The sequence below is a fragment of the Micromonospora sp. DH13 genome (genome assembly GCF_020873825.1).
Taxonomy (GTDB): Bacteria; Actinomycetota; Actinomycetes; order Mycobacteriales; family Micromonosporaceae; genus Micromonospora; species Micromonospora haikouensis.
Genome location: NZ_JAHWGR010000044.1, coordinates 1 through 24439, shown reverse-complemented (window position 1 = coordinate 24439; position 24439 = coordinate 1). Strand labels below are relative to the sequence as shown.

Below are 24439 nucleotides of genomic sequence, written 5' to 3'. Positions count from 1 at the left end.
GGCAAAAGCGCAGTTGAGCGCGTTCTGTCTGTCAGGCTGACGGGGTGACTACCCTCTCCCCATCCGGGGCGTACCGCCCCCGGCGGCCGGGTCGCTCGCGCTCCCGTACGGCGCTCGGCGGCCTGTCCGCCCTGGTCGCCGTCGCCGCCGCCGCGCTCCTGGTCCTCGGCGCGGTGCCGCCGACCGGGCCGGCGGACCCCGGCGGGGCGGGGGCCGGGGCGGGCGACCACAGCGTCGGTGCCGCGCAGGGAGACCGGGCCGACCAGGACGGCCGGGCCGAGCGGGCCGCCCCCGGGCGGTCGGGCGGCTGGCCGACCAGCGGACCCGGCCGGTTCACTGCCGCCGGGGGTCAGTCCCCGGTCCAGGGCACGGGCGGGCCGGTGCGCCGCTACCGGGTGCTCGTCGAGCGGGACACCGGCCAGGACCCGGACGCGTTCGCCGCCGCGGTCGACGAGGCGCTGGGCGACCCGCGCAGCTGGATAGCCTCGGGCGACCTGCGCCTGCAACGGGTGGCCGGGCCCGCCGGCCCCGCCGACCCGGAGCCCGCCGCCGGCCCGGAGGCCGACGCCGTCCCCTCCGCCGACGCCGCCCCCGACACCCCCGACGTTTCCGCACCCGAGGCGGACTTCACCGTCTACCTGGCGACCCCCGTCACCTCCGAGCGGATGTGCGCGCTCGGCGGGCTGCGCACCGAGCGGTACACCTCCTGCCGCCTGCCCGGCCAGGTGATCATCAACCTGGCCCGGTGGATGGAGGCGGTCCCGGACTACGGCGCCCCGTTGGACGTCTACCGCGCGTACGTGGTCAACCACGAGGTCGGGCACGAGCTCGGCGAGCTGCACGAGGCATGCCCGGGGCCGGGCGAGCCCGCGCCGGTGATGCAGCAGCAGACGTACGGCCTCGACGGCTGCGTCGCCAACCCCTGGCCCTACCTCGACGGCAAGCGGTACGCGGGGGAGCCGACCCCGGGCACCTGAGTTATTCCCGCTCCCGCATGTCGGGCGGGTGTCCCTGCTCATGGCCGATCGGCGGTTCGGCGAGCGACAATGGCTCGTCACCCACGCCGATCCCGGGGAGTCCACCGTGTCGTTGCCCCCGCTCGTCGAGCCCGCCGCCGAGCTGACCGTTGACGAGATCCGCCGCTACTCGCGCCACCTGATCATCCCCGACGTCGGGGTCGAGGGGCAGAAGCGGCTGAAGAACGCCCGGGTGCTCTGTGTGGGCGCCGGCGGTCTCGGCTCGCCGGCTCTGCTCTACCTGGCCGCGGCGGGCGTCGGGACGCTCGGCATCATCGACTTCGACACCGTCGACGAGTCCAACCTCCAGCGGCAGGTCATCCACGGCGTCTCCGACGTCGGCCGGTCCAAGGCCGAGTCCGCCGCGGCGTCGATCCGCGAGATCAACCCGCTGGTCAACGTGGAGATCCACAACACCGCGCTGGACCGCGACAACGTGCGGGAGATCTTCTCCGGCTACGACCTGATCGTCGACGGCACCGACAACTTCGCCACCCGCTACATGGTCAACGACGCGGCGGTGCTGCTCGGCAAGCCGTACGTCTGGGGGTCGATCTACCGGTTCGACGGCCAGGCGTCGGTGTTCTGGGCCGAGCACGGCCCCTGCTACCGCTGCCTCTACCCGGAGCCCCCGCCGCCCGGCATGGTCCCCTCCTGCGCCGAGGGCGGCGTGCTCGGCGTGCTCTGCGCGTCGATCGGCTCGATCCAGGTCAACGAGGCGATCAAGCTGCTCGCCGGCATCGGTGAGCCGCTGGTCGGCCGGCTGATGGTCTACGACGCCCTGGAGATGAGCTACCGCAAGATCAAGGTCCGGAAGGACCCGAACTGCGTGCTCTGCGGCGAGAACCCGACGGTCACCGACCTGCTGGAGGACTACGAGGACTTCTGCGGCGCGGTCTCCGAGGAGGCCCAGGAGGCGGTGGTCGACGCGACCATCACCGCGGCCGAGCTGAAGGAGTGGCAGGACGCCGGCAAGGACATCTTCCTCGTCGACGTCCGCGAGCCCGCCGAGTATGAGATCGTCCGGATCCCCGGCTCGACGCTCATCCCCAAGGGCGAGATCATCTCCGGCGAGGCGCTGGCGAAGCTGCCGCAGGACAGGCAGATCGTGCTGCACTGCAAGTCCGGCGTCCGCTCCGCCGAGGCGCTCGCCGCGCTCAAGGCGGCCGGCTTCCGCGACGCGGTGCACGTCCAGGGCGGCGTCCTGTCCTGGATCAAGCAGATCGACCCCTCGCTCCCCGCGTACTGAGCACGACCGGGCTGAGTGCAAGGAGGGGCCCCTTCTTAACGCTTTCGGTAGAGAAGGGGCCCCTTCTCACACCCACCCGCCGGTCGGCGGCAACTGCTCGCCCACCGTTGGCAACTGCTCGCCCAGTGTCGCCCGGCCGACCATCCGAGGTGGGATCGCGTTTGCGTCGGTAGCGTTCCTGCCGTGGTCGACTTGGACGCCGCGATCGGGTTCGTGGTGGCGCACGGTGACGCGGTGGAACGGGCCCGGCTGTCCTGGCTGCGGGCCGGCGCGGCACCGTCGCCGGAACTGCTCGACAGCGCCGAGGTGGGGCAGACTCCCACCGGCGGCTGGCCTGCCGTCTGGGGCGCCGACGTCGCCTCGGTCGACGCCACCTGCTTCCGCCTCGCCGAGCTGGACGACCTCGGTGCTCTCGGCCGTCCCGCCGCCCGCCGGGCGCTGGACTGGTTGGCGTCCCGGCAGCAGGCCGACGGCGGCTGGGAGGAGGATCCCGCCCTCGCCGACGACGCCCCCTGGTGGGCCAGGCCCGGCGACCCCGAGGCGCGGCTGTACCTGACCGCCACCGTCACCTTCTGGCTCACCGTCGCCGATCTGGACGCGCGGCACGTCGCGTCCGGCCGCCGCGCGGCACACTCACCCGACCCCCGCTGGCCGGCCGGACCACCCGACCAGGCCGCTGGCGCGTACGCCGGCAGCGCCTACCAGGGCGTGGTGCAGACCGCCGTCCAGGCCCTCGCCGGGCAGCTCCAGCCGGACGGCACCTTCCCGTCGTACCTGGCCGTCGGCTGGCTCAGCGCGGCGGTCTTCCACCAGCAGGAACTGTTCTACGAGTCGGCCCGGATCCAGGTGTCGCTGGCCGACCGGATGCCGAAGCTCTCCCCGGCCAACGCGGCGTCGCTGGCCGCCGCCCTGCGGCGGGTCGGCGTCGACGAGCAGCACTGGACGCTGGTCGCGGCCCGCCGCCGGTTGGCCGAGACCCAGCGCAGCGACGGCGGCTGGGAGAGCGACGACGGCCACCAGTTCGACGTGCACACCACCCTGGCGGCGATCCGCGCCTGCCGCTGACCGCCCCGCCGCCTGCCTCGGGCTCCGCCCAGCGGGGTGAGAAGGGAACCCCTCTCTACCGTATGCGTTAACAAGGGGCCCCTCCTTACACCTACCCCCGCAGGTGGCCGTCGCCCGTCACCACGTACTTCGTGCTCGTCAGCTCCGGCAGGCCCATCGGCCCCCGGGCGTGCAGCTTCTGCGTCGAGATGCCGATCTCCGCGCCGAAACCGAACTCGCCGCCGTCGGTGAACCGGGTCGAGGCGTTGACCATCACCGCCGCCGCGTCGACCCGGGCCACGAACTCGCGGGCCGCCGACTGGGAGTCGGTGACGATCGCCTCGGTGTGCCCCGTGCCGTACCGGCGGATGTGCGCCACCGCCGCGTCGAGCGAGTCGACGACGGCGACGGAGATGTCCGCCGACAGGTATTCCGTGGCGAAGTCCTCGTCGGTCGCCGGCACCACCGCCGACGAGTACGCGGCGACCTCCGGCGAGCCGTGCACCGTCACCCCGGCCTCGGCGAACGCGGCCAGCACCGCCGGCAGGAACGCGTCCGCGACGGAGGCGTGCACGAGCAGCGACTCGGCGGTGTTGCAGGTCGACAGGCGCTGGGTCTTGGCGTTCAGGGTGATCGCGACGGCCTTGGCGGGGTCGGCGGCGGCGTCGACGTACACGTGGCAGTTGCCCACCCCCGTCTCGATCACCGGCACCGTCGACTCCTCGACGACGGTGCGGATCAGCGACGCCCCGCCGCGCGGGATCAGCACGTCGACCAGGCCGCGCGCCCGCATCAGCTCCTTGACCGAGTCGCGGGAGCTGGCGTCGAGCAGCTGCACGGCGTCCGCCGGCAGGCCCGCGCCGGCGACCGCGTCGCGCAGCACCGCCACCAGGGCCGCGTTGGAGTGCGCCGCCGAGCCGGAGCCGCGCAGCAGCGCCGCGTTGCCCGACTTCAGGCAGATCCCGGCGGCGTCGACGGTCACGTTCGGGCGGGCCTCGTAGATGATGCCGACCACCCCGAACGGCACCCGGACCTGCCGCAGCTCCAGCCCGTTGGGCAGGGTCGAGCCGCGTACCACCTCGCCGACCGGGTCGGGCAGCGCGGCCATCTCGCGCAGCGCCTCGGCGATGCCCGCCACCCGGGCGGCGTCGAGCGCGAGCCGGTCCAGGATGGCCGAGCTCAGCCCGGCCTCCCGCCCGGCCGCCAGGTCCGCCGCGTTCGCGGTCACGATCTCGGGGGTACGCGCGACCAGCGCGTCGGCCATCGCCACCAGCGCGGCGTCCTTGGTGGTGCGCGTGGCGACCGCCAGGGCCTCCGCCGCGCCCCGGGCCCGCCTGGCCTGCTCGACGACGCTCATCCAGCTCACTCCTCACGGTGTTAGGAAGGGACCCCTGTACAACAGAATGCGTTAACAGGGGGCCCCTGCTTACAGCAGCACCAGGTCGTCGCGGTGGACGACCTCACGTTCGTACGCCGGCCCGAGCGCCGCCGCCAGCTCGCCCGTCGAGCGGCCGAGCAGCCCGGGCAGCTCCACGGCGTCGTAGTTGACCAGCCCCCGGGCCACCGGCGCGCCCCCCGCGTCGACCAGGTCGACGGGGTCGCCGGCGGTGAACGCCCCGTCGACGGCGGTGATCCCGGCCGGCAGCAGCGATTTGCGCCGCCCCACCACGGCGGCCACCGCGCCCGCGTCGAGGTGCAGCCGGCCGCGCGGGGTGGTGGCGTGGGCCAGCCAGAACAGCCGGGCGGTCGGGCGTCTGCGCTCGGCGTGGAACAGGGTGCCGACCTCGTCGCCGGCCAGCGCGGCGGCGGCCAGTCCGGCGGCGGTGAGCACCACGGGGATGCCGAAGCCGGTGGCGATCCGGGCCGCCTCGACCTTGGTGACCATGCCGCCGGTGCCGACGCCGGCCCGCCCGGCCCCGCCGATCTGCACGCCGGCCAGGTCGCGTTCGTCGCGGACGTCGGTGATCCGGGTCGACTCGGGCCGGGCCGGGTCGCCGGTCCACAGGGCGTCGACGTCGGAGAGCAGCACCAGCAGCTCGGCGTGGACGAGGGCGGCGACGAGGGCGGCGAGCCGGTCGTTGTCGCCGAACCGGATCTCCTCGGTGGCGACCGTGTCGTTCTCGTTGACGATCGGCACGGCCCGCAGGTCGAGCAGCTTGCGCAGCGTCCGGTACGCGTTGCGGTAGTGCGCCCGGCGGGTCACGTCGTCGACGGTGAGCAGCACCTGCCCGACGGTGAGGCGGTGCCGGGCGAAGCCGGCCGCGTACCGGCCGATGAGCAGGCCCTGGCCGACGCTGGCGGCGGCCTGCTGGGTGGCCAGGTCGCGCGGGCGGCGGCTGAGCCCGAGCGGGGCGAGCCCGGCGGCGATCGCGCCGGAGGAGACCAGCACCACCTCGCGGCCGTCGGCGGCGAGCCGGGCGAGGGTGTCGACGAGCGCGTCGACGCGGTCGTCGTCGAGGCCCCCGGACGCGGTGGTCAGCGAGGACGAGCCGATCTTGACGACGACCCGCCGGGCCGAGGTGACTGCGAGACGCACCCGCCCATTCTGCGCGGTCGGGTCGGCGGGGCCCGGCGGCGTTCCCATATCGTGGCAGCTCGTGACACCTGCGGAGTACGTCGAGGCGGTCCTGGAGCTGGTCGAGCGCATCCCGCCGGGGCGGGTGATGTCGTACGGCGCGGTCGCCGACGCGCTGGCCGAGCGCTCGGGGCGGGCGTCGGCGCGGCTGGTCGGCTCGATCATGGCCCGGCACGGGGGCGGGGTGCCGTGGCACCGGGTGGTCACCTCTGCGGGCCGGCTGCCGCCCGGTCACGAGGTCGAGGCGCGGGCCCGGCTGCGCGCCGAGGGCGCCCCGCTGGGCGGGGCCGGGGTGGACATGGCCGCGGCGGCCTGGTCGCCGGAAGAGGGGATGTGACCGCGACCGTAACGTGAGTAACATTCGGCGTCATGACGCTGCCGCCCGCCGGACCCGGGACGCCGCCCGCGGCCCAGGCGCCGCCGACTGGCGCGGGCGGGGCCGCTCCGCAGTCCGGCGGTCACGTCCTGCCCCGCCGGGTGCACGCCGGCTACGCGCTCGGTTCCCTGGTCACCGGGGCGTTCGGCACCGTGCCGGGGCTGCTGCTCCTGCCCTACCTGACCGACACCCTCGGCGTCGCCGCCGGGGTGGCCGCCCTGCTGGTGCTCCTGCCGAAGGCGTGGGACGTGCTGGTCAACCCCGTCGCCGGGCGGATCTCCGACCGGACCAGGTCGCGCTGGGGGGCCCGCCGGCCGTACCTGCTGCTCGGCGGCCTCGCCCTCGCCGCGCTGTTCGCCGCGATCTTCGCCGCCCCGTTCGGCGTCGGCCCGGCCGCCGGGGCGTACGTCGCCCTCGCCTTCCTCGCCACGGCGACCGCGTTCGCGTTCTTCCAGGTCCCCTACGTGGCGATGCCGGCCGAGCTGACCGACGACTACGCCGAACGTACCCGGCTGATGAGCTGGCGGATCGCGGTGCTGGCGGTGGCCATCCTGGTCTCCGGCGCGGTGGCCCCCGCCGTGGTGACCGCCGGCGGCGACGGCGTCGCCGGGCACCGCTGGATGGGCCTGTTCGTCGCCGCGCTGATCGTGCTCGGCACCCTCGGCGCGTTCCTCGGCACCCGGGGCGCGCCCACCGGCACGGTCGGCGAGAGCGAGCCGACGCTGCGCGCCCAGCTCGCCGTCGCCGCCCGCAACCGGCCGTTCCGGGCGCTGCTGGTCTGCTTCGTGATCCAGTCCGCCGGGGTCGCCACCATCCTGGCCGGGGTCAGTTACTTCGCCGACCAGGTGCTGCGCGACCCGACCACCGGCCCCACCGTGCTGTTCGCCTGCTTCGTCGGGCCGGCGCTGCTGGTGATGCCGCTGTGGACCCGCGTCGGCGCGCGGGTCGGCAAGCGGTCCGCGCTGGTCGCCGCGTCCGCGCTGCTCACGGCGGGGGCCGCCGGCCTGGTCGCCGCGCCGGTGCTGCCGGCCGTCGCGGTCTACCTCGTGGTCGCGGTCATCGGCGTCGGGTACGCCGGCCAGCAGGTCTTCGCGCTGGCCATGCTGCCCGACTGCATCGCGTACGACACGGCGCGCACCGGCCGCCGGCAGGCCGGCGTGTTCACCGGCCTGTGGACGGCGGGGGAGACCCTCGGCCTCGCCCTCGGCCCCGGCATCTACGGGCTGGTGCTCCAGCTCAGCGGGTACGTCTCCTCCGACACCGGCACGGCGGCAGCGCAGTCCGACGCGGCCCGCCTCGGCGTGCTGCTGGGCTTCACGGTGCTGCCGGCCCTGCTGGTCGGCCCGCCCCTGCTCCTGCTGCGCCACTACACGCTCACCCGGGACGACCTGCTGACCGTCGCCACCGGCCACCACGAGACCGGCCACCACGAGAGGAACGTCACCGCCGCATGAGCGACGACCAGGACAACGGCCAGGACACCGGCCGGGCGCTGCCGGAGCGCGGGCTGCCGGCCGAGCGGGTGCTCGGCGACATCGGGGCGCTGCGCGCGGGGGACCGGCCCACCCACGGGGGGCGGCTCTTCGCGTACGTCTACGACCCCGCCGTGCCCGGCCTGGACGAGCTGGCCGCCGCCGCCCACGCGAGCAGCGCCCACGTCAACGGGCTCGACCCGACGGCGTTCCCGTCGCTGCTGGCGATGGAGAACGCGCTGGTCGGGGCGGCGTCCCGGCTGCTCGGCGGCGGCCCCGCCAGCACCGCCCCCGACGTCGTCGGCAGCGTCACCAGCGGCGGCACCGAGTCGCTGATCCTCGCCGTGAAGGCCGCCCGCGACGCCCGCCCCGACGTCGCCGCGCCCCGCATCGCCGTCCCGGTGACCGCCCACGCGGCGTTCGCCAAGGCCGCCCACTACCTGCGGGTCGCCCTCGACCCGGTGCCCGTCGACCCGGTGACCCTGCGGCCGTCCGCCGCCGCCGTGGCCGCCGCGATCGGCCCCGACACGGTGCTGGTGGCCTGCTCCGCCCCCTCGTACGCGCACGGCGTCGTCGACCCCGTCGCCGAGATCGCGGCGGTGGCCGCCGAGGCCGGGGTGCGCTGCCACGTCGACGCCTGCTTCGGCGGCTGGACGCTGCCCTGGTTGCGCCGCCTCGGCGAGCCGGTGCCGCCGTTCGACTTCGCCGTCGCCGGGGTCACCTCGATCTCCGTCGACCTGCACAAGTACGCGTACGCCCCGAAGGGCGTCTCCGTGCTGCTGCACCGCACCCCGGCGCTGCGCGCCCCGCAGTTCTTCGCGTACGCCGACTGGCCCGGCTACACGATGGTCAACCCGGTGATCGCCTCCACCCGCTCGGGCGGCCCGATCGCCGCCGCGTACGCCACGCTGCGCCACCTCGGCGAGGACGGCTACCTGCGGCTCGCGGCGGCGACCCGCGACGCCGTGGCCGGCCTCGCCGACGCGGTACGCGGCACCGACGGGCTGCGGCTGCTGGCCGAGCCCGAGTCGACGGTGGTCTGCTTCACCTCCACCGACCCGACGCTGGACCTGTTCGTGCTGGTCGACGAGCTGACCGCGCGCGGCTGGCACACCCAGCCCCAGCTCTCGTACGCCGACCTGCCGGCCAGCGTGCACCTCACCGTGACCGCCGCGGTGGCCCCCCGGGTGGCGGAGTTCGGCCCCGACCTGGCCGACGCGGCGGCGGCGGCCCGCGCCGCCGGCCCGGTGGAGCTGCCCGCCGAGCTGACCGCGCTCGCGGCGACCCTGACCCCGGACGCGCTCACCCCGGAACTGGTCGCCGGCCTGGCCGCCGCCCTCGGCCTCGGCGGGCCGGGTGCCGGCCTCGACGGCGCGGCGGCGGACGGTGCGGGCGGCTTCGCGCCGGACGCCACCGTCAACGCCCTGCTCGACGCCGCCCCGCCGGCCCTGCGGGAGCGGCTGCTGGTCGAGTTCGTCGGCCTGCTGCAACGCCCCACGTACTGAGCTGCCCCTGAGCCGCCGCCCCGAGCTGTCCCGTTCGCGGCGGGCGGCGGCTGTGGTTGACTGGCGCGGGAGAGAGGAGGCGGTCGTGCAGCTGCCGGCAGTGCTCGGGGAGCCGATCCGGTTCGTGCTGAACTGGGGCCGCCGCTACTCGCTGTGGGTGTTCAACTTCGGCCTCGCCTGCTGCGCGATCGAGTTCATCGCCACCAGCATGGGCCGGCACGACTTCATCCGGCTCGGGGTGATCCCGTTCGCCCACGGCCCGCGGCAGGCCGACCTCATGGTGGTCTCCGGCACGGTCACCGACAAGATGGCCCCGGCGATCAAGCGGCTCTACGACCAGATGCCCGAACCGAAGTACGTCATCTCCTTCGGCGCGTGCTCCAACTGCGGCGGCCCCTACTGGGACTCGTACTCGGTGACCAAGGGCGTCGACCAGCTCATCCCCGTCGACGTGTACGTGCCCGGCTGCCCGCCCCGCCCGGAGGCGCTGCTGCACGGCATCCTGCGCCTGCAGGAGAAGATCGCCGCCGAGCAGTCCGGCATCGGCGGCGTCCCCCGCCCCGACCCCCTGGCCTCCCCGGCCGACGCCGCTCCCGCCGCCGCCCGGCCGCCCCGCCCGGTGGACTCGCTGACGGCCCCGCCGATCCGCCGGCCCACCACCCCCTGAAGCCACCTCGCGACAGGGGCGCCCCCGAGGGTGGTGGCGGGGGGTCAGCCGGTCACTGCGGGGCCAGGGTGAACGTGGCGACGTTGTCCCCCGGGGTCGCGTCGGGGCTCACCCCGAACCACGCGGTCCACAGTTCCAGGGTGACGTCCCGGGCGCTGGTGGGGGCGCTGAAGACCACGTCGAAGGCGCGCTCCTCGCCCGGCATCATCCGCGTTCCCGGCACCAGGGTCTCGTCCGAGTACGCCGGGCCGGACGTCGGATCGGTGCCTTCGATCACCACGCCAGCCGGGAGGTTGGTGGCCTTGAGGTAGAGGCTGCTGTGCGGGGCGTCGCCGGCGTACCGGACCCGCACCGGGAGCCGGTAGCTGCCGTAGGGGTCGACGGTGACCGGGCCGGTCACGTCGATCGCCGCGTCCGGGCGGGCGTCCTGGACGTACGGGACCGGACGGGGGCGGGTCAGCGACCCGGTGGTGGACCGGAACTGGGCGCCGAACGACGTGCTGACGCTCGCCCCGGCGGCCGAGAAGACGTCGAGCACACCCCCGGTGGCCGACATCGGGTAGGCGCGCGGGGTGGCCAGCACGTGGAAGCCGACGGAGAAGCTGCGGCTCTCGCCCGGCGCGAGGTCGCCGCCGTCACCCGGGACGGCGCAGATCCGGACCTCGTGGTTGTCCACCGGGTCCGCGTAGTCGCACTGGAGCGAGTCGGCGAACGAGCTGGGCACCGGCTCACGAACCTGGAACCAGAAGTGGTCGGCCGCCGGGCCCGGGTTGGTGATGGTCACCGGGAGGCTGCCCCGGTAGCCGCGCTCGGTCGGGTCCAGGATGAGCCGGCCCACCGAGACGGTGGCGGTCCCGGTCGGGCGGGCCGATGCGGGTTCGGCGGTGCGGGCCATCGCCGCCCCGGCCGGTGCCAGCGCGGCCGTGCAGCCGAGCAGGGCGATGGCGAGCAGGCCCGCTGTGCGTTCGATCATCGGTGTGGGTCCTCCGTGGGGCGCGTCCGGCGCGGTGCGCCGGGCGACGAAGCGGCACCACCGGGACGGCCCCGGCGATGTCGGGAGTGGTCCGTCCCGGGTGTCGCCGCGCCACGGCGTCGCCGCCGCGCGTGACCTTCCCGCGTCGCCACGTACCCCCGTACCGTGGCCGCGTCATCATCATCGATCCTCGGCCGGCCCGCCACCCCGTGTCCGGGCGCCGTCCGGCGGCAGCTCCGGGAGGCGGCCGGCGGTCCACCCCGGTCGGCGCGGTCTCAGCATCGAGCGGCCACATCCCGCGGACGGCACCCGTACCCACCGGCCGGAGGCGCGACAGAACGTGACCCCCGCGCCGGCGACACAAGCCTCACCCCACCCCTTTGCTCTGCACCCGCATACGCAACGGCCACGCAGTGCAACCGGCTGCCGCACCCGCCGGCGGTCCGCGATCTTGCAGGCGGCCAGCTCCGTGGCGTGTTGCGTGGGTGGGTGCAGAGCAAAGGGGAGCGCAGGTGTCCTTCGCGGTCGGGGAGACGTGACGCAGAGTCAGGTCCCGCAATTCTTCGCGGCCGGCAGCCCCTGCCCGGATCGCTTCGCACCGGGCCGCCGTGATGGACCTCACCGGCTGGCGCGGCCCAGGGGGTAGGTGGGACGGTGGCGGGCTGGGATTAGCCTGCGGCCATGAACCAGTCTGCGGACAAGCGTTCCGCTTTCATCGTCGACGTGCTGACCGAGGAGTTCGGCGCGTCGATGGCGCTCGACCCGGCGGCGTTTCGCCGCAAGTTCCGCAAGATGGCCGCCTCTCCGTTCGCCTTCTACCGGGGCAGCGCCTCGCTCTTCTACGCCGACCAGCGCGGCGACTTCGCCGACGACGCGTTCCTCGACGAGCGCACCAGCCGGGTGTGGATCCACGGGGACCTGCACGCGGAGAACTTCGGCACCTACATGAACGCCTCCGGGCGGCTCGTGTTCAACGTCAACGACTTCGACGAGGCGTACGTCGGGCCGTTCACCTGGGATCTGCGCCGCCTCGCCGCCAGCGTCGCCCTGCTCGGGTACGCCAAGGCGCTCTCCGACCGCGCGATCGGTGACCTGGTCGCCGGCTTCGCCCGGTCGTACCTGACGGAGCTGCGGGCCATCGCCGCCGGCGGGGACGACGCGATCGGCTCGATCACCCTCGACAACGCCGACGGCGTGCTGCGCCGGGTGCTCCAGCAGGCCCGGCTCAACACCCGGGTGGACCTGCTCGCCGCGCAGACCACCGTCGACAACTACGAGCGCCGGTTCTCCCTCGGCGACGGGGTGTTCGAGATCGACGGCGACACCCGGGAGAAGGTCTGCGCCGCGTTCGCCGAGTACCTCGGCACGCTGCCGGAGTCCTCGGCGAACCTGCGCCCGGTCTCCGCGCACATCAAGGACGTCGTCCTGCGCAAGGGGGTGGGCATCGGCTCGGCCGGGCTGCCGTCGTACAACCTGCTGCTGGAGGGGCACACCGAGGCGCTGGAGAACGACGTCGTCATCTACATGAAGCAGGCCCAGGTGCCCGCGGTCGCCCGGCACATCGACGACGAGCGGGTGCGGTCGTACTTCCGGCACCAGGGGCACCGGACGGCGGAGTCGCAGCGGGCGCTGCAGGCCCACGCCGACCCGTGGCTGGGCTTCACCGAGCTGGACGGGGCGGGCCAGCTCGTCGCCGAGGTCTCCCCGTACGCCGCCGACCTGGACTGGTCGGACGTCAACGAGCCGGAGGAGCTGGCCGGGGTGCTGGCCGACCTGGGCCGGGCGGTGGCCCGGATGCACTCGGTCGCCGACGACGAGTCCAGCCACGACCTGGTCGACTACTCCACCGAGGAGGCGATCGTCGCGGCGGTCGAGACGGACCCCGACGGCTTCGTCGCGGGCCTGGTGGAGTTCGCCCACGCGTACGGGCTGCGGGCCCGCGAGGACCACCAGCTCTTCGTCGACCTGTTCCGCAACGGCCGGCTGCCCGGCATCTGAGCAGGGCCGAGTCTCACAGGGTGAAGTCGAGCACCACCTTGATGTCGTCGCCGGTGGGGGTGTACGCCTGCGCGTACTCCGCCACCGGCACCCGGCGGGTGATCAGCGCGTTCAGCCAGGACTGGTCGGCGCGGGCCAGCGCCGCGGCGGCCAGGTCCCAGTGCCGCCGGTTGGCGTTGACCGAGCCGAACACCACGTTGTTCTCCAGCACCAGCTCCCGGTTGAGGGCCCCGGCGTCGAAGTCGAGGGGCCGGCCGCCGCTGGACACGCCGGTGAGGCAGACGATGCCGGTCGGCCCGGCCTTGCACATCGCGTCGAGCACGACCGACGGCGCGCCGGTGCACTCCACCACCACGTCCGGCACCAGGTCGAGCTGCCCGACCGGCCCCGTGTGGTACGTCGCGCCGAGCGCCCGGACCAGGTCCGGCTTCGGCCCGGTCTCGGCGCGGTCCAGCACGTGCACGGCGAACCCGCGCTGGGTGGCCAGCAGCGCCGCCAGCAGGCCGATCGGCCCGGCCCCGGTGACGAGCGCGGTCTGCGGCTGCCACTCGGCGCGGGCCCCGATGCGCTCGATGTGGTCCCACGCCTTCGCCACCACGCTGGTCGGCTCCAGCAGCATCCCCACCGGGGCGAGGGCGGGGTCCAGCCCGACGGCGAAGCGCGGCTGCACCCGCCACCGGTCCCGGGCGAAGCCGGGCAGCCCCTTGATGCCGTGCTCCGTGTACTCGCCGTTGCGGCACATGTCCCACTCGCCGACCGCGCAGTTGGCGCAGGGCACCGGGTCCGGGTGCCGGACGATGCCGACCACCAGGTCACCGGGGTGCAGGGTGCCGCTCGGGTCTTCCAGCACCCGGCCCAGCGACTCGTGCCCGAGCACCAGGGCCGACGCGCCGGGCGGGGCCTCGCCGAAGGTGCCCTCGACGATCTCGTGGTCGGTGCCGCAGATCCCCACGGCCAGCGCCTCGACGAGGATCGCCCCCTCCTCGGCGTGCGGCTCCGGGTAGTCGTCCACCAGCCGCAGCGAGTCGCGGACTCCGGGGTTGACGGTCACGGCGCGCACGACCCCCATCCTTCCCCGCCGGGCGCGCCGCCGCTCGGCGAATCCGGCATCCGGCCCGCCGCCCGCCCGGCAGAACCGGCATCCGGCCCGCCCCGGGGGACCGGCGTCGGTCATAGGATCAGCGGCATGACTCCCGAAGAGGTCGGCCAGCGGCTGGTCGCGCTGCTCGCGCCCGTCGAGGCCACCGCGTCGGTGTCCGGCGGCCAGGCGTACGCGCGGGCCACCGTCGACGTACCCCCGGCGAGCTGGCGGGACGCGCTGCGCGCGGCCCGCGACGACGCCGACCTGGGCTGCGACTTCTTCGACTGGCTCTCCGCCGTCGACCAGCTCGCCGACGGCTGCGAGGTGGTCGCCCACCTGTGGTCGACGGGGCGTCGGCACGGCCTGCTGCTGCGCACCCGGGTGCCGTGGGACGCGCCCCGGGTGGACTCGGTCGTCGACCTCTATCCCGGCGCGGCCTGGCACGAGCGGGAGACGTTCGAGATGTTCGGCGTCGACTTTCCCGGGCACGGCGAGCTGCGTCCGCTGCTGCTGCCGCCGGAGTTCGAGGGGCACCCGTTGCGCAAGGAGTTCGTGCTCGCCTCCCGGGTGGCCAAGCCGTGGCCGGGCGCGAAGGAGCCGGGCGAGTCGACCGCGGCCGGTGGCCGCCGGGCGGTGCGCCCGCCGGGGGTGCCGGCCCCGGGCGAGTGGGGGCCGGCGTCGCCGCCCGCCGCCGCGCCGCCCGCCGCCGCGCAGCGGGGCGACGGCGACGGGGGCGCGGCCTGATGCCCGACTGGTTGGAGGCCGTGCTGCGGGTGGTCGGCGTGCTGGTCGCCTTCCTCACGCTGCCGCTCGTCGTCGGGCAGGCCGAGCACAAGGTGATGGCGCACATGCAGGGCCGGCTCGGCCCGATGTACGCGGGCGGCTTCCACGGCTGGGCGCAGCTCGTCGCCGACGGGGTCAAGTTCGTGCAGAAGGAGGACGTGACCCCCCGGGAGGCGGACCGGGCGGTGTTCCGGCTGGCCCCGGTGGTGGCCCTGGTGCCCTACCTGCTCGCCCTGCTGGTGATCCCGCTCGGGCCCGGCGACCTGGTGGGCCAGCCGCTGGACATCGGCCTGTTCTTCGTCCTGGCCGTGGTCGGGGTGGGCGTGGTGGCGGTGCTGATGTCGGCGTGGGCGTCGGCCAACAAGTACAGCCTGCTCGGCGGGCTGCGCGGGGCCGCCCAGCTGCTCGGCTACGAGCTGCCGCTGGTGCTGGCCGCCGCGTCGGTGGCGATGGCGGCCGGCACGCTGAGCCTGCCGGGCATCGTCGAGGCGTGGCGGCCCTGGTGGCTGCTCTGGCAGGCCCCCGCGATGATCGTCTTCTTCGTCGCGGGGCTGGCCGAGATCCGCCGGCCCCCGTTCGACATGCCGGTCGCCGACTCGGAGCTGGTCTTCGGCTACATGACGGAGTACACGGGGCTGCGCTTCGCGTTCTTCCTGCTCGCCGAGTACGTCGGCATCGTGGTGATCGCCGCGCTGACCACCGTGCTCTTCCTCGGCGGCTGGCAGGGCCCGTTCGCCGACGCGCAGCTCGGCTGGCTGTGGACGCTGCTGAAGGTCTTCGCCGTCTCGTTCGTGATCATCTGGCTGCGGGTGTCGTACCCCCGGCTGCGCGAGGACCAGCTCCAGCGGCTGTGCTGGCTGGTGCTGGTGCCGGCCTCCCTCGCCCAGCTCGTCCTCACGGCCGCCATCCGCGTCTGGATGTAAGGAAGGGCCCCCTGTTAACGCATTCTGTTGTACAGGGGACCCCTCCTAACACTCCTAACACTCGTTACGGGGCGGCGTAGAGCAGGCGGTTCGGCGAGCCGGGGCCCGGGTTGCCCACCACGCCGGTGGTGGCGGCGGCGATCAGCGCGCTCTTGGCCTGCGCGAGGGTGGCCGTCGGGAACTGCTGCCGGTAACGCGCCATCCACCCGGTGACGTGCGGCGCGGCCATCGAGGTGCCCGACCAGCCGGAGGCGACGGCCGTGTTCGAGGCGATGCCGGCGGAGGTGATGTCGACGCCGGGGGCGAAGACGTCCACGCAGGTGCCGTAGCTGGAGAACGAGGCCCGGGTGTCCGTGACGTCGGTCGCGGCGACGGTGACGCCCCGGGACGAGCGGGGGCCGTTGGTGCAGGCGTCGGTGTTGAAGTTGTTGGCGATGAAGACGGTGTGCACGCCCGAGTCGATCAGGTTCTCGGCGGCGGTGTTGGGGGTGGTGCCGTACCCCTGGAGGCTGAAGTTCGCCACCGACACCGGGTCGTGGTTGGCGGCGATCCAGTCCATGCCCTCGATCAGGTCCGTCGTCCAGCCGGAGTTGTCGCACTGCAGGACGCGTACGGCCTTGATGGTGACGGCCTTGGCGACCCCGTACGTCGCGCCGCCGACGGTGCCGGCGACGTGCGTGCCGTGGCCGTGGCAGTCGTTGGTGCCGTTGCCGTCGCCGACCGCGTCGTAGACGCCGCTGGCCCGGCCGCCGAAGTCGACGTGGGTGGCCCGGATGCCCGAGTCGACCACGTACACGGTGACGCCGGAACCGGTCGACGTGTAGCCGAAGCTGTTGTTCAGCGGCAGGTTGTGCTGGTCGATGCGGTCCAGCCCCCAGGACGGCGGGTTCGACTGCACAGCAGACGTCGAGAAGTCGTCGGTGCCGCCGCCGTAGATGCGGCTGTCCCGCTCGACGTACGCGACGGCGGGGTCGGCCCGCACGGCGGCGAGGGCGGCCGGGGTGAGCCGGGCGGCGTACCCGTCGAGGACCCGGGTGTAGCGGTTGAGCACGGTGCCGCCGGCGCGCTCGGCGACGGCGGCGGCCCGACTGGTGCGGGCGGTGCGCGTGGCGCGGTCGGTGCTGGCGGGCGGATCGGCGAGCACCACGATGTACCGGTCCGGCGCGGCCTCCGGCCCGCCCGGGCGCAGCGGGGCGGGCGCGGGACGGCCGGGCTCCGCCGCGCCGGGGGCGGCCGACGCGGGTACGGCGAGGGTGGTGACGAGCGCTCCGGTGAGCATGCCGGCCAGCACGCCGAGGCGTACCGTTCTGCGACCTGGCTTCCGCAAGGCTGATCTCCTCAACTGTGGACAGCCTGCGCCGAACACCGGCGAAAGGCCGGCGGCGCAGGCCACTCAAGTCGATCAGCTTGAATTGAAGCGAGTGTTAAATGATGAAGAGCATCGATGTGATTTCAGTCCAGCGGGGTGTGCGCCGGGTCGACCCGCTCGGCGGGCGGCGGGGGCGGCGGCGGGGTGCCGTCGCCGAAGGGTCGCCCACCGAGGGCCTCCCGGCCGTGCGGGGTGAGCCAGTTCGTCAGGTCCGGGCCGAGCGGGACGACCCCGGTCGGGTTGATGTCCCGGTGCACCTCGTAGTAGTGCCGCTTGATGTGGTCGAAGTCGATCGTGTCGCCGAATCCGGAGGTGGTGAACAGGTCCCGGGCGTACGCCCACAGCACCGGCATCTCCGACAGCTTGCTCCGGTTGCACTTGAAGTGGCCGTGGTAGACCGGGTCGAAGCGGACCAGCGTCGTGAACAGCCGCACGTCGGCCTCGGTGATCGTGTCGCCGACCAGGTACCGCTGCCCGGACAGCCGCTCGGTCAACCAGTCCAGCCGGTCGAACAGCCGCCGGTACGCCGTCTCGTACGCCTTCTGGCTGCCGGCGAACCCGCACCGGTACACGCCGTTGTTGACGTCGGCGAAGACCACGGCGTTGACCTCGTCGATCTGGTCGCGCAGCCGGGCCGGGTACAGCTCGGGCGCGCCCTGCCGGTGGTACGCCGTCCACTCGGTCGACAGGTCCAGGCTCATCCGGGCGTAGTCGTTGGTGACCACCTGCCCCGTCGGCACGTCCACCATCGCCGGCACGGTGATGCCCCGCTCGTAGCCGGGGAACCGCCTGAAGTACGCCTCCTGGAGGCGTTCGATGCCGAGCACCGGGTCCCGCCCGCCCGGGTCGAGGTCGAACGTCCAGCTCCGGGCGTCGTGTGTCGGCCCGGCCACCGCCATCGAGATGGCGTCCTCCAGGCCGAGCAGCCGGCGCACGATGATCAGCCGGTTGGCCCAGGGGCAGGCGCGGCTGACCGCCAGCCGGTAGCGACCCGGCTCGACCGGCCAGCCGTCCCGCCCGTCGGCGGTGATCCGGGTGGCGATGTACCGCTGGTCCCGGGTGAACTCCCCACCGGGCTCGACGTACTTGCCGCCGGGCTCGGCACTGCTCGCGCCGGATTCCGAGCCCTTGCCGCCGGTCGTCGCGCCTGCCTCGTCGCCCACGTCGCCCCCTGCTGTCCGCCTCGCCGTCTCCGTCCGTCCCATCTTGACCGATCCGCCGCCCCGGGGCCCGCCGAGCGCCGATCACCGTGCCCGGAGCCCGCCGAGCGCCGATCGCCGCGCCTCCGGACCGCCCGGGGCCGGCTGGCTAGGCTGCCCCGGTGAGCGACATGGAGGCGGCGGCGGTGCACGACGTGGAGGCGGCGGCCCGGCGCTTCGTCGCCGACGTGTGGAACGCCGGGCACGAGGAGTCGGTGTACGAGCTGGTCGCGGCGGGCTGCCCGGGGCTGGGCGGGACGGGCCCGGAGGCGGTCCTGGCGTGGCACCGCGAGCGACGGGCGGCCTTCCCCGACCTGCGCTACAAGCTCGTCGACGTGGTCGCCGCCGCCGACCGGGTGGCGGTGCGCTGGCGGGCCGCCGGCACCCAGGCCGGCCCGTTCGGGCCGGTGCCGCCCACCGGGCGGGTGGCGAGCTTCTCGGGGGCGACGTTCCTGCGCTTCGACCCGGCGGGGCGGATCGTCGACGTGTGGCACGCCACCGAGCTGTTCCAGCTCCTCCAGCAGCTCGGCGTCGACATACTCCCGCCGCTCACCGGCCCCTGACCCCGCCGCCGCTCACCGGCTCGGCACGCTGGGCGGAACCGCTCACAGGTGCCGGGGCGTGATCCGGGCGATCGACAGGTTCACCGGGAACGGCTCGCCGGTGTCGACGAACTTCGTCCAGCGGCCGGTCTCCGTGTAGACCTCGTTGACGGGGTCGATCCGATGGGTGTGGACGACCAGCTCGCCGTCGCCGGTCTCGATCCGCCAGTAGAACGGGATGCCGGCCTGCGCGTAGAGGGCCGGCTTGAGCACCCGGTCGATCGAGCGGGTGCTCGGGGAGACGACCTCGACGGCCAGCACCACCTCGTGCGGCGCGTACCGCGACGGCGAGCGCCGGGCGGCCTCCGCCGTGGTGACCAGCACGTCCGGGATGAAGCAGCGGGTCCGGTTGATCCGCACCTCGACGCCCTGGGTCACGTCGTACTCGTCGGGGCACTCCTTGATGAGGTCTGCCATGAGAAGACCGGCGATGGTCTGGTGGATGCGGGTGGGGGAGGGGGACACGAGCAACACTCCGTCGAGCAGTTCGCGGCGGCGACCGTCCTCGGGCAGCCCGTCGAGGTCGTCGGTCGTCCACCCGCCCTCAGGCGGGACGTCGCTCTGCAACGCGGCGGTCATGGGACAAGTCCTTCCCGGCGTGTCGTTCTCCCCGCCGTCACCGTACCGCGCGAAGGGCCGGGTGGTGGTCGCGCGCGCCGGGGGCACAGGGCAGGATGGGCGGCATGGGCGAGACGAGTGGGCGGGGCGTGCCCGGCGAGGGGCTGGCGAAGGGGCTGGCGGTCACGCTGCGCACGATGACCCGCCGCTCGACGACCCAGCAGTACCCGGACGTGGCCCCCGAGCTGCCGCCCCGCTCCCGGGGCGTGATCGCGCTGCTGGCCGAGAACTGCACCGTCTGCATGCTCTGCGCCCGCGAGTGCCCCGACTGGTGCATCTACATCGACTCGCACAAGGAGGAGGTGGCGGTGCCCGGCGCCGCCCGCCCCCGCCAGCGCAACGTGCTCGACCGGTTCGACATCGACTTCTCGCTCTGCATGTACTGCGGCATCTGCGTCGAGGTCTGTCCCTTCGACGCGCTCTACTGGTCGCCCGAGTTCGAGTACGCCGAGTACGACATCAAGGACCTGCTGCACGACAAGGACCACCTCGGCGAGTGGATGGCCACCGTCCCGCCGCCGCCCGCGCACGACCGCAACGGCGAGCCGGCGAAGGAGGAGGCCACCGCCGCGCGCAAGGCCGCCGCCCCCGCCGGGTCCGCCGCCCGGCCGACCCCTGCCCGGGTACGCCCCGAGCCCGGCCCCGCCGCCCGCCCGACCCCCGAGCCCCCGGCGGACGGCACCCCCACCGACCCGGGTGCCGCCCCGTGACCGGTGCGGACGTGCTGCTGCTGGCCCTCGGCGCGGTGGCGGTCGGCGCGGGGGCGCTGGTGGTGACGACCCGCCACCTGGTCCGCGCCGGCCTCTACCTGGTGGTCTGCCTGGGCGCGCTGGCCGGCGTCTACCTGGTGCTCGCCGCCGAGCTGGTGGCCTGGGTGCAGGTGCTGATCTATGTGGGTGCCGTGGTGGTGCTGCTGCTGTTCGCGGTGATGCTGACCCGCGCCCCGATCGGCGCGTCCGACGACCTGGACCGGCCGGGCTGGCCGGCGGCCCTGATCGGCGGCGGCGCCGGCCTCGGGCTGGCCGCCCTGCTGGTCGACGCCTACCGCTGGACCCGGGTGGACCTGCCCACGCCGGGCACCGCCGAGCGGCTCGGCGAGCAGGTGTTCCGCACCTGGGTGCTGCCGTTCGAGGTGCTGTCGGTGCTGCTGCTGTCCGCTCTGGTCGGCGCGGTCGTGCTGTCCCGCCCCGACATCGGCCGCCGCCCGGCCGACACCACGGGCCGGGGAGCAGCGGGCAGCGCGGGAGCCGGTCAGGACCGCGCGGGGGGCCGCCCGTGAGGCCCGTCGTCCCGTACGTCACCGCCGCCCTCCTGTTCGGCCTCGGCGTCTACGGCGTGCTGCGCCGCCGCAACGCGGTGCTCGTGCTGATGGCGGTGGAGCTGATGCTCAACGCCGTCAATTTGATCCTGGTCACCGCCGACGCCACGGTCCGGGCGGCGTTGCCGCACGCGGGGCAGGTGTTCGCGCTGTTCGTGATCGTGCTGGCCGCCGCCGAGATCGGCGTGGGGCTGGCCATCGTGCTCCAGCTCTACCGGCTGCGGGCCAGCGTCGCCGTCGACGAGGTGCCGCTGACCGAGCCGCCGGCCGGACCGCCGGCCGAACAGGCGGGGCGGGCCACGACCACCGGCGAGGTGACCCGGTGACCGGCCTGCTCGGGGCGCTGCTGCCGGCCGTACCCCTGGTGGCGGGTCTGGTGGGGTTGCTGCTGCCGCCCGTGTCGCGCGGCGGGGGCGCGCGGGCCGGGGCGGATCCGGCCCGCCGGGTCGCCGTCGGGCTCGGCGTGGCGGGCGCGGCCGGGGCGCTGCTGGTCGCGGTCGCGCTGCTGGCCCGGGTCGGCGCGCCCGTGGAGACGTCGACCACCTGGATCGACCTGGGCGGCCTGCGGGTCACCCTCGGCGTCCGGCTCGACGGCGCGGCGGCCCTGGTCGCCGTCGCGGTGGCGGCGGTGGCGCTGGCCGTGCAGGTCTACTCGGTGGGCTACCTGCGGGCCGGCCCGCACGACGAGGCCGGCGTCGACGTCGACCACCGCTACCCGCCGTACGCGGCGCAGATCAGCCTCTTCACCGCCGCGATGCTGCTGGTGGTCGTCGCCGGTGACCTGGTCATGCTGCTGGTCGGCTGGGAGGTGATGGGCCTCTGCTCCTACCTGCTCATCGCCCACGACCGCCGGCTGCCCGGCGCGCCGGCCGCCGCGATGAAGGCGTTCCTGGTCACCCGCGTGGGTGACGTCGGCTTCCTGCTCGGCATCGCCCTGCTCGGCGTCTCGGCGGGCAGCTTCCGCATCGCCGACGTGCTCGCCCACGACCACTCCGCCGGCACGCTCACCGCCGCCTGCCTGCTGCTGCTCGCCGGGGTGGCCGGCAAGAGCGCCCAGTTCCCGCTGCACACCTGGCTGCCCGACGCGATGGCCGGCCCGACCCCGGTCTCCGCGCTGATCCACGCCGCCACCATGGTCGCGGCCGGGGTCTACGCGGTCACCCGCCTCTTCCCGCTGTTCGAGCGGGCCCCGGCGGCGCTGGCTGTGCTCGGGGTGCTGGCCTCGGTGACCCTGCTGCTCGGCGCGCTCGCCGCCACCGCCCAGGACGACCTGAAGCGGGTGCTGGCCTGGTCGACGGTGTCGCAGCTCGGCTACATGACGGGCGCGCTGGCCGTCGGCGCGCCCGCCGCCGCGCTGTTCCACCTGCTCACCCACGCCGCGTTCAAGGCGCTGCTGTTCCTCGCCGCCGGCGCGGTGATCCACGCCCTCGGCACCCCGCTGCTGTCCCGCATGGGCGGCCTGCGCTCGACGATGCCGGTGACGTTCTGGTGCACGGCGGTGGGCCTCGGCGCGCTGGCCGGCGTCCCCCCGCTGGCCGGCTTCTGGAGCAAGGACGGCGTGCTCGCCGCCGCCCAGGCCGCCGCGCTCGACTCCGCCGGCCCGGCCCCCGCCTGGGTGGGCTGGCTGGTGTGGCTCGCCGGGCTGGCCGGCGTCGCCGTCACCGCCTGGTACGCCACCCGGCTGCTGCTGCGCGCGTTCCTCGGCGCGGCCCGCCCGCCGCTGCCCCCGCACGACCGGCCGATCTCGCTGCACCCGCACGACCCGCCGGCCGTGATGCGGGTGCCGATGCTGCTGCTGGCGGTGCCGGCCGCGCTGCTCGGGCTCGCCGCGTTCTGGCCGGCGTTCACCGGCCGGCTCGGCGCACCCGAGGGGGAGTGGACGCACGTCGGCCCGGCGCTGCTGCTGCCGCTGGCGCTGCTCGCCGCCGGGGCCGCCCTCGCCTGGGCCGGCTGGCGGCGGGACCGGGCCGCCGACCCGGCCCGCGCCCTCGGCCCGCTGGGGCCGGTGTTCGCGTCCGGCTTCCGGCTCGACGACGTGCAACACGCCCTCGTCGTACGCCCGGTGACCGCCCTCGCCCGGTTCGCCCGCGCCGCCGACGAGCGGGTGGTCGACGGCGCGGTGGAGGGCACCGGCCGGGGCGCGACCGGCCTCGGCGGGGCGCTGGCCGGGCTGCACCGGGCCGCGCTGCCCCGGGCGGCGGCCGGGGTGCTGGCCGGGGCGCTGCTGATCGGCCTGGCCGCTGTGCTGATCGGGGGCGTCGCGTGAGGGCGGCGCGGGTGCACGGGAGTGGTCGCGTGCGGGCGATCGGGGGAGCCGGATGAGCCTCGGACAGGTCCTGCTCGTCGCGGCGCTGGCCGTCCCGGCCGTCGGCGCGGCCGTGGTCGCGCTGCTGCCCGGTGACCGGGCGGCCCGCGTCGTCGGCACGGTGGCGGCCGGGCTGACCCTGCTGGCGACCCTGCCCCTGGCCACCGGCGACCGGGGCTGGACCGCCTACGGGGTCAACCCGGCGGTGCGCCCCTGGCACCGGCTCGACCTGCCCTGGGTGCCCGCCCTCGACCTGCGCTTCCACCTCGGCGTGGACGGCATCTCCTACCCACTGGTCGTGCTGACCGCGCTGCTCACGCTGCTCTGCTGCGCGTACACCCTGTGGCGGGTGCCCGACGGCGGCGGCAGCGGCCGGGCCCTCGTCGCGCTGCTGCTGGTCGTCGAGGTCGGCATCCTCGGCACCTTCCTCGCCCTCGACCTGGTCCTGTTCTTCGTGTTCTTCGAGGTCGTCCTCCTGCCGATGTACGCGATCATCGCCGGCTGGGGCGGGGCCGACCGGCGGCGGGCGGCGGCCAAGTTCGCCCTCTACACGCTGCTCGGCTCGGTGCTGCTGCTCGTCGGCGTCTACGTGGTCGTGGCCGCCGCCGGCACCGCCGACCTCCTCGCGCTCACCGGCGGCACGGGGCTGTCGCGGGGCACCCAGCTCGCCGCGTTCACCCTGCTGGGGCTCGCGTTCGCGGTGAAGAGCCCGCTGTGGCCGCTGCACTCCTGGCTGCCCGACGCGCACACCCAGGCGCCCACCGTCGGCAGCGTGATCCTCGCCGGGGTGCTGCTCAAGATGGGCACGTACGGGCTGATCCGCGTCGCCGTCGGGGTGGCCCCGGAGGGGGCCCGCTGGGCGGCCCCGGTGCTCGGGGTGCTCGCCGTCGCCGCCATCATCGTCGGCTCGCTGGTCTGCCTCGCGCAGGGCGAGCTGAAGCGGCTCATCGCCTACTCCAGCGTCGGCCACATGGGGTTCGTGCTGCTCGGGGTGGCCACGCTCACCGCCACCGGCCTGCAGGCCGCGCTGATCGGCAACGTCGCGCACGGGGTGATCACCGGCCTGCTGTTCTTCCTCGCCGGGGCGGTCAAGGACCGCGCGCACACCGGGGCGCTGGCCGAGCTGTCCGGGCTGCGGGAGACCGCGCCCCGCCTCGCCGGGCTGCTCGGCTTCGCCGCCGTCGCCTCGCTGGGGCTGCCCGGCCTCGCCGGCTTCTGGGGCGAGGCGTTCGCCGTGGTCGCCGCGATCGGGCGGGGCGGCCCGCTGTGGACCACCCTCGGCGTGCTCGCCGCCGTCGGCGGGGCGCTGACCGCCGCGTACCTGCTGCGGCTGCTGCGCCGGGTCACCCACGGCCCGGCCAGCCCG

Annotated in this window: 23 protein-coding genes; 16 read left to right on the top strand and 7 right to left on the bottom strand. The window is 74.8% G+C overall.

Annotated elements, in window-relative coordinates; all coding sequences use genetic code 11:
* Positions 1 to 44 precede the first annotated feature (44 nt).
* The 3 genes from LPA42_RS29580 (at position 45) to LPA42_RS29570 (ending at position 3330) form a co-directional block, all read left to right on the top strand.
* Positions 45 to 977: a DUF3152 domain-containing protein gene (locus LPA42_RS29580; RefSeq protein ID WP_228987018.1), complete on the top strand. Its 933-nt coding sequence runs from the start codon at positions 45 to 47 to the stop codon at positions 975 to 977.
* Between the two features lie 40 nt (positions 978 to 1017).
* Complete coding sequence (moeZ, locus tag LPA42_RS29575; RefSeq protein WP_176734112.1) at positions 1018 to 2265, top strand: adenylyltransferase/sulfurtransferase MoeZ; 1248 nt, start codon at positions 1018 to 1020, stop codon at positions 2263 to 2265.
* Between the two features lie 183 nt (positions 2266 to 2448).
* Complete coding sequence (locus tag LPA42_RS29570; protein WP_077938251.1) at positions 2449 to 3330, top strand: prenyltransferase/squalene oxidase repeat-containing protein; 882 nt, start codon at positions 2449 to 2451, stop codon at positions 3328 to 3330.
* Positions 3331 to 3421: 91 nt separating this feature from the next.
* Here the strand turns inward: LPA42_RS29570 and LPA42_RS29565 are convergent, their stop codons facing one another.
* Together LPA42_RS29565 and proB are read right to left on the bottom strand one after the other, a co-directional pair.
* Entirely contained in the window at positions 3422 to 4666 is a 1245-nt protein-coding gene (locus LPA42_RS29565; RefSeq protein WP_077938252.1) for a glutamate-5-semialdehyde dehydrogenase, read from the bottom strand.
* Between the two features lie 69 nt (positions 4667 to 4735).
* Positions 4736 to 5893, bottom strand: coding sequence for a glutamate 5-kinase (gene proB / locus LPA42_RS29560; protein WP_077938253.1), 1158 nt, complete (start codon positions 5891 to 5893; stop codon positions 4736 to 4738).
* A gap of 13 nt (positions 5894 to 5906) precedes the next feature.
* Here proB and LPA42_RS29555 point away from each other — a divergent pair, with 13 nt between their 5' ends.
* The 4 genes from LPA42_RS29555 (at position 5907) to LPA42_RS29540 (ending at position 9904) form a co-directional block, all read left to right on the top strand.
* On the top strand, positions 5907 to 6221 hold the full coding sequence (locus LPA42_RS29555; protein ID WP_077938254.1) for an MGMT family protein: 315 nt from the start codon (positions 5907 to 5909) through the stop codon (positions 6219 to 6221).
* Between the two features lie 32 nt (positions 6222 to 6253).
* A complete protein-coding gene (locus LPA42_RS29550; protein WP_077938255.1) occupies positions 6254 to 7714 on the top strand; it encodes an MFS transporter in 1461 nt (486 codons plus the stop codon).
* Positions 7711 to 9237, top strand: a complete 1527-nt coding sequence (locus LPA42_RS29545; RefSeq protein WP_077938256.1) for an aminotransferase class V-fold PLP-dependent enzyme — start codon at positions 7711 to 7713, stop codon at positions 9235 to 9237. Before LPA42_RS29550 ends, LPA42_RS29545 begins: the two co-directional genes overlap by 4 nt.
* Before the next feature lie 85 nt (positions 9238 to 9322).
* Positions 9323 to 9904 carry an NADH-quinone oxidoreductase subunit B gene (locus LPA42_RS29540; RefSeq protein ID WP_091276539.1) on the top strand — a complete coding sequence of 194 codons (582 nt, stop codon included), beginning with the start codon at positions 9323 to 9325 and terminating at the stop codon, positions 9902 to 9904.
* Positions 9905 to 9956: 52 nt separating this feature from the next.
* On the opposite strand, the gene LPA42_RS29535 is transcribed toward LPA42_RS29540, so the two are convergent.
* Positions 9957 to 10877 carry a hypothetical protein gene (locus tag LPA42_RS29535; protein ID WP_228987017.1) on the bottom strand — a complete coding sequence of 307 codons (921 nt, stop codon included), beginning with the start codon at positions 10875 to 10877 and terminating at the stop codon, positions 9957 to 9959.
* Between the two features lie 681 nt (positions 10878 to 11558).
* On the opposite strand from LPA42_RS29535, the gene LPA42_RS29530 reads away from it, so the two are divergent.
* Positions 11559 to 12875 carry a DUF2252 domain-containing protein gene (locus LPA42_RS29530; RefSeq protein ID WP_077938264.1) on the top strand — a complete coding sequence of 439 codons (1317 nt, stop codon included), beginning with the start codon at positions 11559 to 11561 and terminating at the stop codon, positions 12873 to 12875.
* Positions 12876 to 12888: 13 nt separating this feature from the next.
* Here the strand turns inward: LPA42_RS29530 and LPA42_RS29525 are convergent, their stop codons facing one another.
* Positions 12889 to 13935, bottom strand: a complete 1047-nt coding sequence (locus tag LPA42_RS29525) for a glucose 1-dehydrogenase (protein ID WP_198956615.1) — start codon at positions 13933 to 13935, stop codon at positions 12889 to 12891.
* Positions 13936 to 14061: 126 nt separating this feature from the next.
* Here LPA42_RS29525 and LPA42_RS29520 point away from each other — a divergent pair, with 126 nt between their 5' ends.
* Both LPA42_RS29520 and LPA42_RS29515 read left to right on the top strand, forming a co-directional pair.
* Positions 14062 to 14700 carry an NADH-quinone oxidoreductase subunit C gene (locus LPA42_RS29520; RefSeq protein WP_077938266.1) on the top strand — a complete coding sequence of 213 codons (639 nt, stop codon included), beginning with the start codon at positions 14062 to 14064 and terminating at the stop codon, positions 14698 to 14700.
* The gene (locus LPA42_RS29515) at positions 14700 to 15662 is read left to right on the top strand and encodes a complex I subunit 1 family protein (protein ID WP_077938289.1); all 963 of its coding nucleotides are present in this window, start codon (positions 14700 to 14702) and stop codon (positions 15660 to 15662) included. Before LPA42_RS29520 ends, LPA42_RS29515 begins: the two co-directional genes overlap by 1 nt.
* A gap of 64 nt (positions 15663 to 15726) precedes the next feature.
* Here LPA42_RS29515 and LPA42_RS29510 read toward each other — a convergent pair whose 3' ends face one another.
* Both LPA42_RS29510 and LPA42_RS29505 read right to left on the bottom strand, forming a co-directional pair.
* Positions 15727 to 16989 carry a S8 family peptidase gene (locus tag LPA42_RS29510; RefSeq protein ID WP_198956616.1) on the bottom strand — a complete coding sequence of 421 codons (1263 nt, stop codon included), beginning with the start codon at positions 16987 to 16989 and terminating at the stop codon, positions 15727 to 15729.
* A gap of 125 nt (positions 16990 to 17114) precedes the next feature.
* On the bottom strand, positions 17115 to 18074 hold the full coding sequence (locus LPA42_RS29505) for a glutathione S-transferase family protein (RefSeq protein ID WP_228987026.1): 960 nt from the start codon (positions 18072 to 18074) through the stop codon (positions 17115 to 17117).
* Positions 18075 to 18361: 287 nt separating this feature from the next.
* Here LPA42_RS29505 and LPA42_RS29500 point away from each other — a divergent pair, with 287 nt between their 5' ends.
* Positions 18362 to 18793, top strand: a complete 432-nt coding sequence (locus LPA42_RS29500; protein WP_228987025.1) for an ester cyclase — start codon at positions 18362 to 18364, stop codon at positions 18791 to 18793.
* Positions 18794 to 18835: 42 nt separating this feature from the next.
* On the opposite strand, the gene LPA42_RS29495 is transcribed toward LPA42_RS29500, so the two are convergent.
* A complete protein-coding gene (locus tag LPA42_RS29495) occupies positions 18836 to 19411 on the bottom strand; it encodes a Uma2 family endonuclease (RefSeq protein ID WP_077938268.1) in 576 nt (191 codons plus the stop codon).
* Between the two features lie 104 nt (positions 19412 to 19515).
* Here LPA42_RS29495 and LPA42_RS29490 point away from each other — a divergent pair, with 104 nt between their 5' ends.
* From LPA42_RS29490 to LPA42_RS29470, 5 genes are all read left to right on the top strand, one after another.
* On the top strand, positions 19516 to 20160 hold the full coding sequence (locus LPA42_RS29490; RefSeq protein ID WP_228987016.1) for an NADH-quinone oxidoreductase subunit I: 645 nt from the start codon (positions 19516 to 19518) through the stop codon (positions 20158 to 20160).
* Positions 20157 to 20729: an NADH-quinone oxidoreductase subunit J gene (locus tag LPA42_RS29485; protein ID WP_228987015.1), complete on the top strand. Its 573-nt coding sequence runs from the start codon at positions 20157 to 20159 to the stop codon at positions 20727 to 20729. The genes LPA42_RS29490 and LPA42_RS29485 overlap by 4 nt, the downstream gene beginning before the upstream one ends.
* The gene (gene nuoK / locus LPA42_RS29480; protein ID WP_077938270.1) at positions 20726 to 21094 is read left to right on the top strand and encodes an NADH-quinone oxidoreductase subunit NuoK; all 369 of its coding nucleotides are present in this window, start codon (positions 20726 to 20728) and stop codon (positions 21092 to 21094) included. Before LPA42_RS29485 ends, nuoK begins: the two co-directional genes overlap by 4 nt.
* Positions 21091 to 23034, top strand: a complete 1944-nt coding sequence (locus LPA42_RS29475; RefSeq protein WP_077938271.1) for an NADH-quinone oxidoreductase subunit L — start codon at positions 21091 to 21093, stop codon at positions 23032 to 23034. The genes nuoK and LPA42_RS29475 overlap by 4 nt, the downstream gene beginning before the upstream one ends.
* Positions 23035 to 23086: 52 nt before the next feature.
* The coding region (locus LPA42_RS29470) for a NuoM family protein (RefSeq protein WP_228987014.1) at positions 23087 to 24439 on the top strand (1353 nt) is incomplete at its 3' end.